The sequence below is a fragment of the Arthrobacter sp. SLBN-100 genome (assembly GCF_006715305.1).
Taxonomy (GTDB): Bacteria; Actinomycetota; Actinomycetes; order Actinomycetales; family Micrococcaceae; genus Arthrobacter.
On sequence record NZ_VFMY01000001.1, the window covers coordinates 2,773,425 to 2,789,120 of the forward strand.

The 15,696-nt window shown below is 65.8% G+C and carries 14 protein-coding genes; 8 read left to right on the top strand and 6 right to left on the bottom strand.

Going from position 1 to position 15,696, the window contains the following annotated elements:
- Window positions 1-6 precede the first annotated feature (6 nt).
- The 3 genes from rraA to FBY31_RS12855 all read left to right on the top strand — a co-directional run bounded on the left by rraA (window position 7) and on the right by FBY31_RS12855 (window position 3,969).
- Window positions 7-504: a ribonuclease E activity regulator RraA gene (rraA, locus tag FBY31_RS12845; protein ID WP_142041446.1), complete on the top strand. Its 498-nt coding sequence runs from the start codon at window positions 7-9 to the stop codon at window positions 502-504.
- Between the two features lie 109 nt (window positions 505-613).
- Window positions 614-2,266, top strand: a complete 1,653-nt coding sequence (locus FBY31_RS12850) for an MDR family MFS transporter (protein ID WP_142041449.1) — start codon at window positions 614-616, stop codon at window positions 2,264-2,266.
- Between the two features lie 263 nt (window positions 2,267-2,529).
- Window positions 2,530-3,969: a sugar porter family MFS transporter gene (locus FBY31_RS12855; protein ID WP_142041452.1), complete on the top strand. Its 1,440-nt coding sequence runs from the start codon at window positions 2,530-2,532 to the stop codon at window positions 3,967-3,969.
- Between the two features lie 181 nt (window positions 3,970-4,150).
- Here FBY31_RS12855 and FBY31_RS12860 read toward each other — a convergent pair whose 3' ends face one another.
- Window positions 4,151-4,651, bottom strand: coding sequence for a GNAT family N-acetyltransferase (locus FBY31_RS12860; RefSeq protein ID WP_235013048.1), 501 nt, complete (start codon window positions 4,649-4,651; stop codon window positions 4,151-4,153).
- Window positions 4,652-4,776: 125 nt separating this feature from the next.
- Between FBY31_RS12860 and FBY31_RS12865 the strand changes: the two genes are divergently transcribed.
- On the top strand, window positions 4,777-5,073 hold the full coding sequence (locus tag FBY31_RS12865; RefSeq protein ID WP_142041454.1) for a hypothetical protein: 297 nt from the start codon (window positions 4,777-4,779) through the stop codon (window positions 5,071-5,073).
- A 151-nt stretch (window positions 5,074-5,224) separates the two neighbouring features.
- On the opposite strand, the gene FBY31_RS12870 is transcribed toward FBY31_RS12865, so the two are convergent.
- From FBY31_RS12870 to FBY31_RS12880, 3 genes are all read right to left on the bottom strand, one after another.
- Complete coding sequence (locus FBY31_RS12870) at window positions 5,225-6,388, bottom strand: mannitol-1-phosphate 5-dehydrogenase (protein WP_142041457.1); 1,164 nt, start codon at window positions 6,386-6,388, stop codon at window positions 5,225-5,227.
- Window positions 6,388-8,469, bottom strand: a complete 2,082-nt coding sequence (locus FBY31_RS12875) for a PTS mannitol transporter subunit IICBA (protein ID WP_142041460.1) — start codon at window positions 8,467-8,469, stop codon at window positions 6,388-6,390. The genes FBY31_RS12870 and FBY31_RS12875 overlap by 1 nt, the downstream gene beginning before the upstream one ends.
- An 83-nt stretch (window positions 8,470-8,552) precedes the next feature.
- On the bottom strand, window positions 8,553-9,281 hold the full coding sequence (locus tag FBY31_RS12880) for a TetR/AcrR family transcriptional regulator (protein WP_142041462.1): 729 nt from the start codon (window positions 9,279-9,281) through the stop codon (window positions 8,553-8,555).
- 158 nt (window positions 9,282-9,439) lie between these two features.
- On the opposite strand from FBY31_RS12880, the gene ptsP reads away from it, so the two are divergent.
- Entirely contained in the window at window positions 9,440-11,125 is a 1,686-nt protein-coding gene (gene ptsP, locus FBY31_RS12885) for a phosphoenolpyruvate--protein phosphotransferase (protein WP_142041464.1), read from the top strand.
- 145 nt (window positions 11,126-11,270) lie between these two features.
- The gene (locus FBY31_RS12890) at window positions 11,271-11,495 is read left to right on the top strand and encodes a hypothetical protein (protein WP_142041465.1); all 225 of its coding nucleotides are present in this window, start codon (window positions 11,271-11,273) and stop codon (window positions 11,493-11,495) included.
- Between the two features lie 206 nt (window positions 11,496-11,701).
- Here the strand turns inward: FBY31_RS12890 and FBY31_RS12895 are convergent, their stop codons facing one another.
- Window positions 11,702-12,496, bottom strand: coding sequence for an alpha/beta fold hydrolase (locus FBY31_RS12895; RefSeq protein WP_142041466.1), 795 nt, complete (start codon window positions 12,494-12,496; stop codon window positions 11,702-11,704).
- Between the two features lie 79 nt (window positions 12,497-12,575).
- Here FBY31_RS12895 and FBY31_RS12900 point away from each other — a divergent pair, with 79 nt between their 5' ends.
- Window positions 12,576-13,049 carry a helix-turn-helix domain-containing protein gene (locus tag FBY31_RS12900; protein WP_142041472.1) on the top strand — a complete coding sequence of 158 codons (474 nt, stop codon included), beginning with the start codon at window positions 12,576-12,578 and terminating at the stop codon, window positions 13,047-13,049.
- 9 nt (window positions 13,050-13,058) lie between these two features.
- Here FBY31_RS12900 and FBY31_RS12905 read toward each other — a convergent pair whose 3' ends face one another.
- Window positions 13,059-14,279 carry a PucR family transcriptional regulator gene (locus tag FBY31_RS12905; protein WP_142041475.1) on the bottom strand — a complete coding sequence of 407 codons (1,221 nt, stop codon included), beginning with the start codon at window positions 14,277-14,279 and terminating at the stop codon, window positions 13,059-13,061.
- 232 nt (window positions 14,280-14,511) lie between these two features.
- On the opposite strand from FBY31_RS12905, the gene ald reads away from it, so the two are divergent.
- Window positions 14,512-15,630, top strand: a complete 1,119-nt coding sequence (gene ald / locus FBY31_RS12910) for an alanine dehydrogenase (protein ID WP_142045351.1) — start codon at window positions 14,512-14,514, stop codon at window positions 15,628-15,630.
- Window positions 15,631-15,696 lie beyond the last annotated feature (66 nt).

Consider the following 15,696-nt stretch of genomic DNA (forward strand, 5'->3'; position numbering starts at 1 on the left):
GAACGCATGACAACAGCTGCAGGAAGCCAATCAGCCCAGGCCGTCAACACCGCAGACCTCTACGATGAGCGCGGCGAAGACCTGGCCTCAGTGTCGCTGCAGTTCCAGTCCCTCGGTGGCCGCTCACACTTCAGCGGCCCGGTCCGGACCATCCGCTGCTTCCAGGACAACGCCCTGGTGAAGTCCACCTTGGCCACGCCAGGTAACGGGAACGTCCTGGTGGTGGACGGCGGCGGCTCGCTGGGCACGGCGTTGATGGGGGACATGATCGCCGAAAGCGCCGTGGCGAACGGCTGGGCCGGCGTCGTCATCAATGGGGCAATCCGGGACCGGGAGGCGATCGCCAAGCTGGACCTCGGGGTAAAGGCCCTGGGCAGCAATCCGCGCAAGAGCGCCAAAGCCGGGGCCGGCGAAGTAGATGTGGACGTGCAGATCGACGCTGTGACCATTCGCCCCGGCTCCATCATCTGGTGCGATCCGGACGGGATCCTGGTGGAGCGCTAAAGGCGGCCAGGCCGCAGGAGAAAACAACTTCCGGTATCAGGGAATAGGTCCCGGCATAAGATAGTTACTGAAAGCAACTATCAGAGCTTATTTCTTCCTTGGAGCATCCATGTCCCAACCCACTGCCGCGCGCGCCGCCGGAGAAACCCTCACGCCGCGCCAGATTGTCACCGTGATGGTCGGCCTGATGCTGGGCATGTTCCTGGCCTCGCTGGACCAGACCATCGTGTCCACGTCCATCTACACCATCGCCAATGACCTGGACGGGCTCTCGCTCCAGGCCTGGGCCACCACCGCGTACCTCATCACGTCCACCGTGAGCACACCCCTGTACGGCAAGTTGAGCGACATCTTCGGCCGCCGCCCGCTGTACCTGGCCGCCATCATCATCTTCCTGGCAGGCTCCCTGTACGCAGGCTCGGTCCACTCCATGACCGAACTCGCCATAGCCCGCGGCGTCCAGGGGCTGGGCGCCGGCGGCCTGCTGGCGCTCGCGCTGACCATCATCGGCGACATCGTGTCCCTGAAGGACCGGGCCAAGTACCAGGGCTACTTCATGTCCGTGTTCGGCATCTCCTCCGTGCTGGGCCCCGTGGTGGGCGGCGCATTCGCCGGTTCGGCCAACATCCTGGGCTTTGACGGCTGGCGCTGGGTGTTCTTTATCAACCTGCCCATCGGCCTGGCAGCACTGGCAGTCGTATTCCTGTTCCTCCACCTCCCGGCCAAGCACGTGAAGCAGAAGATCGACTACTGGGGGGCGGCAGCCATCACCCTGGCTATCGTGCCGCTCCTGCTGGTTGCGGAGCAGGGCCGCACTTGGGGCTGGGCGTCCCTGAACTCCTCCCTCTGCTACGGCCTGGGCCTGGTGGGCATCGCCTGGTTCCTGCTTGCCGAAAAGCGGGCCGGCGACTACGCGCTGATCCCCCTGCGGCTCTTCCGGATCGCCACCTTCGGCCTGTCATCGCTGCTGAACTTCATCATCGGCATCGGCATGTTCGGGGCCATCGCCATGCTCCCGATGTACCTGCAGCTGGTCAAGGGCCTCACTCCCACCGAGGCCGGCCTGATGATGATCACCTTCACCGTCGGTATCCTCACCGGCTCCATCACGGCCGGGCGCACCATCTCATCGTCCGGCACCTACCGGATCTTTCCCATCATGGGCACGGCCATCCTCACCGCCGCCGCCGTAGTGATGGGCCTGTCCCTGGGCGTGGACACGGGTCTGTGGGTTCCCGGCGTGATCGCGGTGTTCTTTGGCATGGGCCTGGGCTTCTGCATGCAGCCGCTCACCCTGGCCATGCAGGTGTCCGTGCCGCGCCGTGACATGGGTGTGGGCACGTCCTCTGCAGCATTCTTCCGCTCCATGGGAGGCGCCGTGGGCACGGCGGTGTTCATCTCCATGCTGTTCAGCCTGGCGGCGAGCCGGATCGCGGACAGCATGAAAACCGCCATGGGAAGCGCCGACTACCAGGCCGTCCTGCGGGACCCCGCGGTGGCAGCTGACCCCGCCAACGCCAAGCTGTACGAGTTCTTCCAGAACGGGGCGTCCAACGATTCCCTCAATGACACCAGCTGGCTCCATACAGCCAACAGCACGCTGACCCGGCCCATCACGGAGGGCTTTGCCTATGCGATCGACGCCGTAATGCTCACGGCAGCCGTCCTCACCGGCATCGCATTCCTCATCAGCTTCGCGCTGCCCAACAAAAAACTGTCGGACCCCAAAGCTGCCCCGCAGGAAACCGCGGCGGTGCACTAAGGCGGGCGGCTCCCAAGCCAAGACGACGACGGCGGCCATCCCGCCGTCGTCGTTCTTAGTTACAGGGTTGCCTTGGTTACAGGTTGCCTTGGTTACAGGTTGCCTTGGTTACAGGGCGAAAAGTCAGCCCTGCAGACCCCGAGTGGAACAGCGGCCGGTGACGTGCCACACTGTTTAGCGCGTGTGCGCCGGCCATCTGGACCGGTACCGCAGCCGACGACGTCCGCACCGCATCCATCAGACCCCCAAACCCAGGGAGAACCATGCCCACTGCACAGGAGCAGACAACCGCCCGGATACCGCAGCGGGTGATCTGGCTGGCCCTCGCGGGGGCAGTGGGCGGATTCCTCTTCGGCTTCGATTCGTCGGTGGTGAACGGCGCGGTGGACGCCATGAAGGACGAGTTCGCACTCTCCGAGGCCGTGACCGGCTTCGCCGTGGCCATCGCCCTGCTGGGCTGTGCCGCCGGCGCCTTCCTCGCCGGAAAGGTGGCCGACCGGCACGGGCGCATCCCCGCCATGAAGCTCGGTGCGCTGCTGTTCCTGGTCAGCGCCCTCGGCACCGGGTTCGCGTTCAGCATCTGGGACCTGATCTTCTGGCGGCTGGTGGGCGGCCTGGGAATCGGCCTTGCCTCCGTTATCGCACCGGCTTACATCTCCGAGATTTCGCCGCGCAAGGTCCGCGGCCGCCTGGCATCGCTGCAGCAGCTGGCCATCACCACCGGTATCTTCGCCGCGCTCCTGTCCGACGCCCTGTTCGCCACCAGCGCCGGCGGTGCGGACCAGGCCTTCTGGCTCGGGATTGAGGCGTGGCGCTGGATGTTCCTCGCCGCTGCCGCGCCGGCCGTGGTGTACGGCTGGGTGGCCTTCACGCTTCCCGAATCCCCGCGCTTCCTGGTGTTCCTCGGCAAGGAGGATGAGGCGCGCAAGGTCTTTGACACCATTGCTCCGGCAGAGGATACGGACCGGCACATCCGCGAAATCCGGGAGGCCATCGAGGAGGACAAGCTCGCCGGACAGAAGGGCTCGCTCCGCGGCAAGGCATTCGGGCTGCAGGCAGTGGTCTGGGTGGGCATTATCCTGTCCGTCCTGCAGCAGTTCGTGGGCATCAACGTGATCTTCTACTACTCCACCACCTTGTGGAAGGCGGTGGGCTTCCAGGAGAAGGACTCGCTCGCCATCTCGGTGGCCACCTCCATCACCAACATTCTGGTCACGCTCGTGGCCATCGCGCTGGTGGACCGGATCGGCCGGCGGCCCATCCTGCTGGCAGGTTCAGTGGGCATGGCAGTTTCCCTGGGTGCCATGGCGCTGGCGTTTTCCTCCGCGGTGGGGACCGGTGAGGAGATTTCCCTGCCGGGCGCCTGGGGTCCCGTGGCCCTGGTGGCCGCGAACGTTTTTGTGGTCAGCTTCGGCGCATCTTGGGGCCCGCTCGTGTGGGTGCTCCTGGGCGAGATCTTCCCGTCCCGGATCCGCGCCCGCGCACTGGGCCTGGCCGCAGCCGCGCAGTGGGTGGCGAACTTTGCCATCACGCTGAGCTTTCCGGTGATGGCCGCCGGGTCGCTGCCGCTGACGTACGCCATGTACGCACTGTTCGCGGCGTTGTCGTTCTTCTTTGTGATGTTCAAGGTGCCGGAAACCAACGGCATGTCGCTGGAGCAGGCGGAGACGCTGTTTGTGGCGAAGAGCCCGAAGAAGGCCTAGCAACGCCCCATCACCTTCCGCAGTATTTCCTCCAACGCCCCATCACTTTTCGGTCTTAAACACCAAACCCTCCATCACGTGCTGTGAAGGAGGGTTTGCTGTTTGGCCCCGGGCATCGGTTACACGACGTGGCGCTCGTGCGCCCCCAGGTACTCTCGGCAGGCAGCGACTGTCCCGCGGCTCACAGTGCCAGCTTCATGCCTTCATGGCTCGCTTCGAAACCGAGGCGCTCATAAAACCGGTGGGCTGCCCGGCGCGTTTTGTGCGTGGTCAACTGCATCAGGGTGCAGCCGCGGCGCTGTGACTCTTCGATGGCCCACTGCACCATGGCGTTGCCGATGCCTTGGCCCCGGAGGCTGTCCGCCACCCGAACCCCCTCGATCTGCGAGCGCCAGGCGCCCTGACGCGAAATGCCTGGCAGGAAGCTGAGCTGGAAAGTGGCAACAACGGAGGCCTCCGCGGCGGCAGCCGTCATCAATTCCCCCACGACGAGCAGGTGGGAAGGGTCGGCGTCGATCGCTCCGAACGCACGTTCGTAGGGTGCCATGTCCTCGGCGCGTTCGCGGCCGGAACCCAGGGAATCGTCGGCGAGCAGCTGCACGATGGTGGGCAGATCCGCGGGTGAGGCGTGGCGCAGGCGGAAGGTCCCTCCGTCGACGTCGGCAGTCAGGAGAAAGGGCACGACTTCTGGGTTCCGTATCACCCCTTCAGCATTCCACGGCCCGCGCCATGCCTTGTGATCCGTCCCTGGCCGTGCTTGGCTGGGGGACCAGCGTCAGGGCGCAGGATTCATTGGGGGGAATGGCCATGGACAGGAATGCAGCAGGTCTGCCGAGGACGACTTTGCGGGCGGGGATCATCGCGGGTGCCATCGGTGCATTCGCGGTGATTCTCGCTCCCCAGATCCTGCAGGCGCTGCAACTCGGCCCCGAGTACTCACAGGCTGTTGGGCTGGCCCTTAGCCTGGTGTTCCAGTTGGTCACACTGTTTTTCCTGCCATTCTCCGCTGCGCTGATAGCCGCATCGCTGGTGATGCGCCACCTGGAGGCGGTCTTGCAGCGGACATCAGCACCTTCCGGCGGGGCGCCTGCCACGGATCAGTAGGGGGGGCAAGCCTGCCACAGCAAAAGTACGACGCCGGCACTCGGGAAAGTGCCGGCGTCGTGATTGCGGACGCGTTGGTAAGAAATCCGCAGGAGGTGATGGGGCGTTGGGATAAAACCCGCCGGTGGTGATGGCGCGTCTCTTGTGGCCTTTATGCGGGAGTGGTGGCCACCTCCGCCTGGCGCTCCTCCACCAGCGTGGAGACGGCATTAAACAGCGGGTGATCCGGCTCCAGGCCGGTGATTCTCGCCGTGGCGTCGGCGGGACTGCTGGATGCCAGGATCCTGGTGAGCTCGGTTGCTTCGGCGTCGGCGGGGTCGTTGAAACGCAGGGCAGCCGCGATGGCCCCCAGCAATGCCTCGGGCACCACTCCCCGTTCGGCGAGTTCGGCAGCCGGGCCGATGAACCGCTCGTGCCGGCTCAGCTTCCGCAGTGGCGCCCGGCCTACCCGGTTCACTGTGTCCGGCAGGTACGGGTTGGAGAACCGGACCAGGATCTTCTGGACGTACGCCTCCTGCTCGTCATTGCTGAAACCGTGCTTGCTGACCAGCAGCTGTTTGGTCTCCTCCAGCACCGCCCGGACGTCCTCGGCAACATCCTGGTCCGCCATCGCATCGGAAATTTTCTCCAGGCCCGCCTCGAACCCGAAGTAGGCGGCCGAGGCGTGGCCGGTGTTCACCGTGAACAGCTTCCGCTCGATGTACGGCGAAAGCTCGTCCACAAACGTGGCGCCGGGGATCACGGGAGCGGAACCGCCAAAGGCAGTCCGGTCGATGACCCATTCGTAGAAGGTCTCCACGGTGACGTCCAGGCCCTGGCCTGCTTCCTGGTTGGGCACGATCCGGTCCACGGCGGTGTTGGCGAACACCGCTTTGCCGTCCAGTGCCCCGGCGGCGGCCCCCGGCTGGGAAGCCACTTCCTTGGCCAGGATGTCCGTGGCGTTGATGGCGTTCTCGCAGGCCATCACCTGCAGCGGCGCCAGCTCGGGCCCCCTTGCAACGATGCCCCTGGCAATGACCGGCGCGACGAACTTGAGGATGTGCGGCCCCACCGCGGTGGTGACGATGTCCGCCGTCGCAATTTCCGCGATGAGTTCAGCTTCCTGGGTGTTGGAGTTCAACGCCCGGAAGTTGTCCACGGTGCGCACGGCAGGGTTTTCGCCCACCTCGTGCACGGCGTAGCTGTCCGCCTTGGCGAGCTGGTTGATGAGCTCCTCGGCGACGTCGGCGAACACCACCTCATAGCCTGCATCGTGCAGGAGCAGGCCTACAAAGCCGCGCCCGATGTTTCCGGCCCCGAAATGTACTGCCTTCACTATGCATTGACCTTTCCGAAGAGCTCCAGGACCTCGTCCTCGGTCGTCGCGGCCTCCAGCCGGGCCACCTGTTCCTTGTTGGTGAAGACCTTTGCGATGGAGGACAGGATGTGCAGGTGTTCATTATTGATGCCCGCGACGCCCACCACGAACTTGACCTGCTTGCCGTTCCAGTCGATGCCTTCCGGGTAGCGGATCACCGACACCGCGGACTTTCGGATGTGGTCCTTGGCCGCGTTGGTTCCGTGCGGGATGGCAAGGAAGCTGCCCATGTAGGTGGACACGGACGCCTCGCGTTCGTGCATGGCCCGGATGTAGTCCTCGTCCACGGCGCCGCGGGCCAGCAGGAGCCGGCCGGCTTCGTCGATGGCGGCGTCCCGGGTGGTGGCCGAACCGCGGAGGACCACACTCTCCCTGGCCAGGATCTCGGCGGTGCCGGCGCCTGGCGCATCGCTTTCAGGGGTTCCGACGGCGGTACCGGCGGCTGCTGTCCCGGCCGCAGTTCCAGCCGTTGCAGGTCCGGAGGCCGACGCTCCGCCGGACGTTCCCGCACCGGCGTCCGGGCCCTCCGTGGCCGTGGCTCCTCCGGTGTTGCTTTCCCTGACCAGCTCGACGATTTCGTCATACCGCGGGCTGCTCATGAAGTTGTCAACGGAGTAGTGGACGGCGCTGGACGTCGCCGGCTTTGCGCGTTCGGTCAGGTCCTGGTGGGTGATCACGACGTCGTAGTCGTCGCGTAGGTTGGCGATGGAGGCATTGGTGACCTTCACGTCCGGGAACCCGGCCGCCTTGATCTTGTTCCGCAGCACCGAGGCGCCCATGGCACTCGAGCCCATGCCCGCGTCACACGCGAACACGACGTTGCGCACGGGACCGGCGAGGACGCCCACTCCACCTGCTCCGGCAGCGGCACCCGCGCCGGTGAGGGTGGAAGCAACCGAGCTCTTCTTGCCCTTCATCTCCTCCATCCTGGATGTGGCGGCGTTGATGTCACCCTCATCGCTGTGGCGGGTGGTCTTCATGATGACCGAGGCCACCAGGAACGAAGCGGCGGTGGCGAGCAGGACCGCGAGGATCACGCCGAGGTAGCTGTCGCGGGAGGTCTGGGCCAACACCGCGAAAATGGAACCGGGGGCGGCGGGTGCCACCAGCCCGGAATTGGTTACCGACAGCGTGGCGATACCCGTCATGCCTCCTGCGATGGCGGCCAGGATCAGGAGCGGGCGCATCAGCACGTAGGGGAAGTAGATCTCGTGAATGCCGCCCAGGAAGTGGATGATCGCCGCACCCGGCGCCGACGCCTTTGCAGCGCCGCGGCCGAAGAACATGTAAGCGAGCAGGATTCCGAGGCCAGGGCCGGGGTTGGCTTCCAGCAGGAACAGAATGGATTTGCCCTGGTCCAGGGACTGCTGGATGCCGAGCGGGGTCAGTACACCGTGGTTGATGGCATTGTTGAGGAAGAGGACCTTGGCCGGTTCAATGAAGATGCTGGTCAGCGGCAGCAGGCCGTTGTTAACCAGGAACTGAACCACGTTGCCGGCGCCGGTGCTGAAGGCCGAAACCAGCGGGGCGACCCCGTAGAAGCCCAGCAGCGCCAGAGCGGCGCCCCAGATGCCCGCCGAGAAGTTGTTCACCAGCATCTCGAAACCGGGGCGGATCTTGCCGTCCCAAAGCGAGTCGATCTTCTTCATGGTCCAGCCGCCGAGGGGGCCCATGATCATGGCGCCGATGAACATCGGAATGCCGGCGCCGATGATGACGCCCATGGTGCCGATGGCACCGACAACCCCGCCCCGGACGTCATACACCATCCTGCCGCCGGTATAGGCGATCAGGAGCGGCAGCAGGTACTTGATCATGGGACCAACGAGGCCCAGATTCGCCACGCCCTCAGCATTGGTGCCGTAACCGCCGAGTTCCGGGACGGGTATCCAGCCCTTTTCAATGAAGAGGGCTGTGATGAGGCCCCACGCGATAAAAGCGCCGATGTTGGGCATGATCATTCCGGACAGGAAGGTCCCGAACTTTTGGACGTGCACACGCGCGCTGGTGCGGGGTTTTGCAACTGTCTCTGTTGCCATGTGATTTCCTAACCGTCATTCCTGCGGCTCCGCAGGATGGTCCGATACTTACGACGACGTACTGCTGGACGTGCTGGCATTTTTCAGCCCGTGGGGCTGGCGGAGATGCGGTGAAGCCATTCGAGGAAGAGTTTGAGTTCCGAGCTGGAGAGCTGGTCCGAGTGCGAGGCCTGAAGTGCGGCGTTCAGGGCGATCGCGGCCACCACCACCGAGGACCTTCCGGTGTCCCCGGGAACGGCGCCGCTGTTGGGCTCGGCTGACACCGCGAAGATCATGGCGTCCCGGGTCATGGTGGACAGTTCGAGGTTCCGTTCGGAGGCGGGCTCCGCAATCAGCATCAGCGTCACTCCCACGTTGGCAGCCAGGATGGACCTGGCAGCTTCCCGGGGCTGGACGTTCAGCTGGCCCGCCGCCGCTGCCTTGTTCAGCATCTCCTCCATCAGCGCCTCGGCGTCTGCAACGATGGCGGGGCGGCTTTCCGGGCGGATATTGCCGAACATCACCAGGTACAGCTCCGGCTGGTTGAGCCCGAACTGCACATGGTTGTCCCACATTCTCCGGATATCCTCGAGCGGCTGCCCGGAGGGGGCGAAGTCCCTTTCGCCCGCAACATACTCTTCAAACCCTGCGGCGACGACGGCGTCGAACAGACCTTCCTTGTCACCGAAGTGGTGGTACAGCGTGGGAGCTGTCACCCCTGCCAGCTGCGTGATCTGGCGGGTGGAAACCGGCGCTCCCGCAGAGTTTGCCAGCAGCTCGGCCGCTGCACGCAGCAGCCGCATCTTGGGGGGAAGCTGGCCATCCAAACTCATAACCGCTACCCTAGCACCTATAGCAATGCTATATGAACTGAATCACATACAATTTTTTCAGGCACGTTTCCCGCCTCCGGATGTAGCAGTCCCCGGCGGACCGGCATGGCGCCGGACAGATCGGCGGGCCTGCAACCGGCAGAGAATGAGGACCTTCAGTGCAGAACTTCCCAGGAGTAGGCGTCAGCCCAGGCCGCGTCATCGGCACCGTCCGGCAGATGCCCAAACCCATCAGTGAACCTCCGGCCGGCGAGCAGCTGGCAGCAGGCACCACAGCCGAGGAAGCCACCGCAGCCCTGAAGGCAGCCGCCCAGGCTGTGCACGACGAGCTGAAGTCGCGTGCCGCCCATGCAACCGGTGACGGCAAGGCAGTCCTGGAGGCCACCGCGCTGATGGCCAAGGACACCATGTTGATCAAGGGAGCAGCCAAGCTTGTTGCCCGCGGAACCTCCAGCGAGCGCGCCATTTGGGAGTCCGGCTCCTCAGTCTCGGAAATGCTGCACAATCTGGGCGGCTACATGGCCGAACGTGCCACCGATGTCCTGGACGTGCGCGCCCGGATCGTCGCCGAACTCCGGGGTGTGCCCGCGCCCGGCATCCCCGCCTCCACCACCCCCTTCGTCCTGTTGGCCGAGGACCTGGCCCCGGCCGACACCGCCACCCTGGACCCGAACAAGGTCCTCGCGCTTGTCACAGCGGGCGGCGGGCCCCAGTCCCACACCGCCATCATCGCCCGTTCCCTGGGGCTTCCGGCCGTCGTTGCAGCGGTAGGGGTGGACGAGCTTCCGGACGGCACCGAAGTGTATGTGGACGGCGCCGCGGGCATCATCACGTCAGAGCCGGACGAAGCCCTGCGCTCCGCAGCTGAGGCCTGGGCGGCAACAGCTTCCCTGCTGGCCGAATTCAGCGGCACCGGCGCGACGGCGGACGGACACCTGGTGCCGCTGCTTGCCAATGTAGGCGGCGGCAAGGATGCCGAGGCGGCAGCCAAGCTGGGCGCCCAGGGCGTGGGGCTGTTCCGCACCGAGTTCTGCTTCCTGGAACGTGACACCGAGCCCAGCGTGGAAGAGCAGGCCGCGGCCTATAAGGGCGTTTTTGATGCCTTCCCCGGCAAGAAGGTGGTGCTGCGTACCCTGGACGCCGGCGCCGACAAGCCGTTGCCCTTCCTGACGGACTCCACTGAGCCCAACCCGGCCCTCGGAGTGCGCGGCTACCGCACGGACTTCACTACCCCCGGCGTACTGGACCGCCAGCTGGAAGCAATTGCGCTGGCCGAGAAGCAGTCCGAAGCGGACGTGTGGGTCATGGCCCCCATGATCTCGACGGCGGAAGAGGCTGCGCGTTTTGCTTCCATGTGCGCGGATGCAGGCATCAAGACTCCCGGCGTGATGGTGGAGGTGCCCTCCGCCGCCCTCACCGCCGAAGCTATCCTGCGCGAAGTGGGCTTCGCCAGCCTTGGCACCAACGACCTCACCCAGTACGCCATGGCCGCCGACCGGCAACTCGGCCCGCTTGCCAACCTCAACACCCCCTGGCAACCGGCTGTCCTGCGCCTGGTGGGCCTGACAGTGGAAGGCTCACGCGCGGAGGGCAACAACAAACCCGTGGGCGTCTGTGGTGAGGCGGCCGCGGACCCGGCCCTCGCCGTCGTCCTTACCGGACTGGGCGTCAGCACGTTGTCCATGACGGCCCGTTCCCTGGCGGCCGTGGCAGCGGTGTTGAAGACGGTAACGCTGGAGGAGGCGCAGCAGCTGGCCAAGCTGGCCCTGTCAGCGCCGAGCGCCACCGAGGCGCGGGCGTGGGTACGCGAGAAGCTGCCTGTGCTGGAGGAGCTGGGCCTGTAGGAGCCTGCTGGATCAGGGCGTGTTTGGCTTCGCTGTCCGGTTCGTTGCCGGGACGGGCGGCGGTGCCTGCCGTGCTCGTTTTGTAATAGATCCCTGGTTTCTGAAGGTGTTGCTCGTCACCTCAGGGGCGTGATTCGCTGGAGGTATGAGCGACAAGCAGCCCGGCAACACCAATGACCTCCCCGCCGATGAGCACTTACGGGGCGATGTGACTCCCGGATCCGGAGGAGATCAGGCCGCATTCCGGGACGGCGGGTTCACGCCCGGCCAAACTAACGCAGGCCAGCAAGTGGCAGGGCTGGCCTCTGCCACCGGCTACGGAAAGGACCTGGACCCGGAGGAACAGCAGGATTCCAACAATCCGGTATGACGCGGAGGTTCTGGCTGCGTTCCATCCAGCACTGCACTGCATGGTCGGTGCGTTCCTATGGAACAGGCACCCCTACCAGGACTTCACGGTAGTGCGCGGGCAAACGCACGATCTCGACTTCCGAGGCGTCCAGAAGGCGTCGGCTCCCGGACGCCGAAGAAGCCCGGCGTACTCCTCGACGCTGAAATCAGCACTTGGCCCCGGCGTCAGGCCGTAACGCCGAACCCGTTCACGGCCCGGACCCAGCCGCTGATCGCCTGCGCGGCGATCGCCGGGGCCGTGTGCTGGAAGACGTGGCCCTGCCCCAGGACCTCGGCCATGGTGCCCTGCGGGGCAACCTCGGCAAGGTTCACGCACCAGGGCCGGCGGGCGATGGGATCCTTGGTGCCGCGGAGCACCAGCACCGGCTGCCTGACGGCGGCCAGCCGTTCCTCCAAGGCGTATTCCATCATCACCGGCAATTCCGTCAGGTACCAGCGCGGGCCGGCCCGGAAGTAGTCACTGAACACGATGGCGTTGGACGTGAGGGACTCGCTGAACATCGCGTCCCGCGTCAGTGCCATCGCCTGCCTGGCCACCGACTTGCGGCTGGCCTCCACCACCGGACCCATGAGCACCGCCCCGGCCACCCGCTCGGGCTCGCGCCGGGCCAGTTCCACCGCGAACTGCGTGCCCATGGAGTGACCCACCGGTACATAGGCGGAAACGCCGGCGTCGGCCAGGACAGCGCTGACAAAGTCGGCAAAATCTTCAACCTGCAACTGGCGGCCGGGCCGTGACGACTTGCCAAAGCCCGGGAGATCGAAGGAGTAGACGTCGGCGCCTTCAGCCAGCTCGCGGTGCAACCGCGCAAGGTAGCGGTGCGAGACGCCTATTCCGTGCAGCAGGACGTAGGTGGGCCGGTCTCCGGTCTCCCCGCCCACCCCGGCAGGCTGGACGGAAGCGTAAAGCTTTCCCTGCAAACCCCCGGATTCAACGTCCCGGCCACCACTCAATGCCATCAGGCGAGCATACAGTCCGAACGGCCATGGCCCGGCACTACCGGGCCCGCCAGGCCGGCAGGCCCGATAGGCTGGGGTCATGGCACTGATCGCTCCCAGAATCGCGGACGCCCTCCCGCCCGGGGAGGCCGGGAAGCTGCAACGGGCCCTCGCCGGCAGCGACGACATCACAGTTTTTGTTGACGGCACAGTCCACCGGCTCCCACCCTTGGCGCGGGACGCCGTCGTTGACCTCCTCCTGCGGTTCAGCCGCGGCGAGGCCGTGACGGTCAGCAGCATCGAGGACATGCTGACCACCTCCAAGGCAGCGGAGCTCGCGGGAATCTCCCACACCTACCTGCGGAACATGACCGACCGCGGTGAGATCCCCGTGGAGTACCGCGGCAGCCACCGGCGCATTCCACGGACCGCCATCATGGCCTGGCTCGAGGAGCAGAAGAAGGACCGGCAGAAGAAGGCGGCCGCCGGCCAGGCAGCCGATGAGGGCGCAGATGAGGTTGCCCCGGATAAGGCTGCGTCGAATGCGGGCAGGGACGAGAGCCGCGAGGCCTGATATCCGCCCTTAGACCCGGGGCCGCGCCGCCCACCGCCTCATCTTGAGGGCGGCGTGGAGTTCCAGGCGGGGCATCCCCTTCAGCGGGTCCACCCCGAGCAACTGGCGGATGCGGCCCAACCGGTTGTAGATGCTGCTCCTATGCAGATGCAGTTTGGCTGCGACGTCCTGGACGGAACCGTCATTGTCGTACAGGAGTTCCAGGACCGGGATGAGTTCGCCGTTGCGGTCGTGGTCCTCCAGCGTACGGAAGTAGACGGATCCCGGGTCAAACCAGGCGCCGGCCCCTCCCCCGGCGGAGGCCAGAAGCTGATAGACGCCCGTGGACCGGCAATCCACGAGCTCCCCGAGTTGCGGATCCACCGCGGCGGCCTGGGCGGCCAGCTTAGACTGCCGGTAGGCCTCGGCGAGCTCGCGGGGCTTGGCAAATCCTTCACTGATGCCCAGGATGATCCGGTGCACCGGGCGGCCGGAGCGTTTGGCCAGTTCGAGCTGATAATGGACCAGGACCTGCGCATGGTTTGCCCTGCCGGACGACTCACGGAAGAGCACCACCGAGTGGGTTTCCGTCCCGGCGCTGAAAAGGGCCGCGTCCACACCCACCGTCGCCTGGAGTGCTGCGGAGCGGTGGATCAGGGTTGTGGCGGTCGGATCCGGGCCCCCGGCCCAGCCGTCGGCGTCCAGCACCGTCACCATCTGCCACGGCCCGCGGCCCTGGACTTCCTTCCACCCTGCCACGGCCGCTACCGCATTCGTTTCCCCGGCACAGGCAGCCAGGAATTCCCGTTCGCGCCCGCGCCGGAATTCAGACTCGGCGGTGTTGGAATCGAGCAGCAGGGCGGAGAGCATCTCGACCTCGTTGGTGACGGCCGGCAACTGGGTGAGGATCGCCGTCGGATTTTCCTCCGCCGAGTCCTGCTGCACCCAGAGGTACCCCACCCGGAAGCCGCGAACCATGAGCGGAACGCAGACGCGGCCCAGCATGCCCAGGTCCGGATTGGCGGGAACCACCACCGGCCGCACGGCGGTGGCGATGCCATGCGAAAGCTGCCAGGCGCTGACATCCGCCGGCACTTTCTTGCTGAGGAGGAAGTTCACCCGGACCCGGTCGGCATGGGACTGGTTGGAGCTGTAGGCGAGCAGCACCCCGTCCAGGTCCTCCAACGAAAGGCCGCGGCCCAGCTTCTGCGCCACCTGCTCGACCAGTTGCTCCACGTCCTGCTGCTGCATGGGCCAACACTACTGCTTCCGCACCGGGGAGCACGAACGGACATGAGGCGACACTTGACGCTCCACGGCTCAACAAACGTCGAGTCAACGGCAGCGAAATCCGCGGAAAACCGGGGTTCTACTGCAGCGGTGCCGGATGCTGGATGTCAGCTGGCTCACAACCGGATTTATCGTGGAAAGACGAAATCCTTCCGCACTTTCCGGCTTACCGGCCGAGAACCTGGAGCCCACGATGATCATCGGTGTCCCCAAAGAAATCAAGAACAACGAATTCCGGGTGGCCATCACCGCCGCCGGTGTCCACGAGTTCCGCACCCACGGCCACACCGTGCTGGTGGAACGTGGCGCAGGGCTGGGGTCAGGCATCACCGACGAGGAATACGCCATCGCCGGTGCCGAGATCGTCAACGAGGCCGACGACGTCTGGGCCCGCGCCGACATGGTCATGAAGGTCAAAGAACCCATCAAGGCCGAATACCACCGCTTCCGCAAGGGCCTGATCCTCTTCACCTACCTCCACCTCGCGGCCGAGCCCGAACTCACCCGGGAACTCATCAACTCCGGCGTCACCGCCATCGCCTACGAAACTGTCCAGGAAGGCCGCACCCTCCCGCTGCTGGCCCCGATGTCCGAGGTGGCCGGCCGGCTCTCCGTCCAGGTGGGCGCCTCCTCCCTGATGGCCCCCGCCGGCGGCAAGGGCGTGCTGCTCGGCGGCGTACCCGGCGTCCGGCCTGCCAAAGTGGTGGTCCTGGGCGCGGGCGTGGCCGGAACCAACGCCGCCGCCATGGCCCTGGGCCTCGGCGCGGACGTCACCATCCTGGACATCAACATCAACCGCCTGCGCGAACTGGACGCCCAGTACCAGGGCCGGCTCACCACCGTGGCATCCAACAAGTACGAGATCGAAAAATCAGTAGTGGACGCCGACCTGGTGATCGGCTCCGTCCTGATCCCCGGCGCCAAGGCCCCCAAGCTGGTGACCAACGAGCTCGTGGCCCGGATGAAGCCCGGCTCGGTCCTGGTGGACATCGCCGTGGACCAGGGCGGCTGTTTCGAGGACACCCACCCCACCACCCACCAGGAACCCACCTACAAGGTCCACAACACCATCTTCTACTGCGTGGCCAACATGCCCGGCGCCGTACCGAACACCTCCACCTACGCCCTGACCAACGTGACCCTGCGCTACGCCGTGTCCCTGGCCAACCTGGGCGTCAAGGCCGCCTTCGACCGGGATCCCGCCCTCGCAGCCGGCCTCAACATCGCCGCCGGCCACGTGGCCCACCACTCCGTATCCGAAGCCCACAACCTTCCCCTCGTAGCGGACTGGCACGAACTGGTCTCGGCGTAAGGCTTTGTCCCGCTGCGTGGAACGACACACATCCTCTGCGTGCTGCTCCGCTTGAGCTTGGGCCCA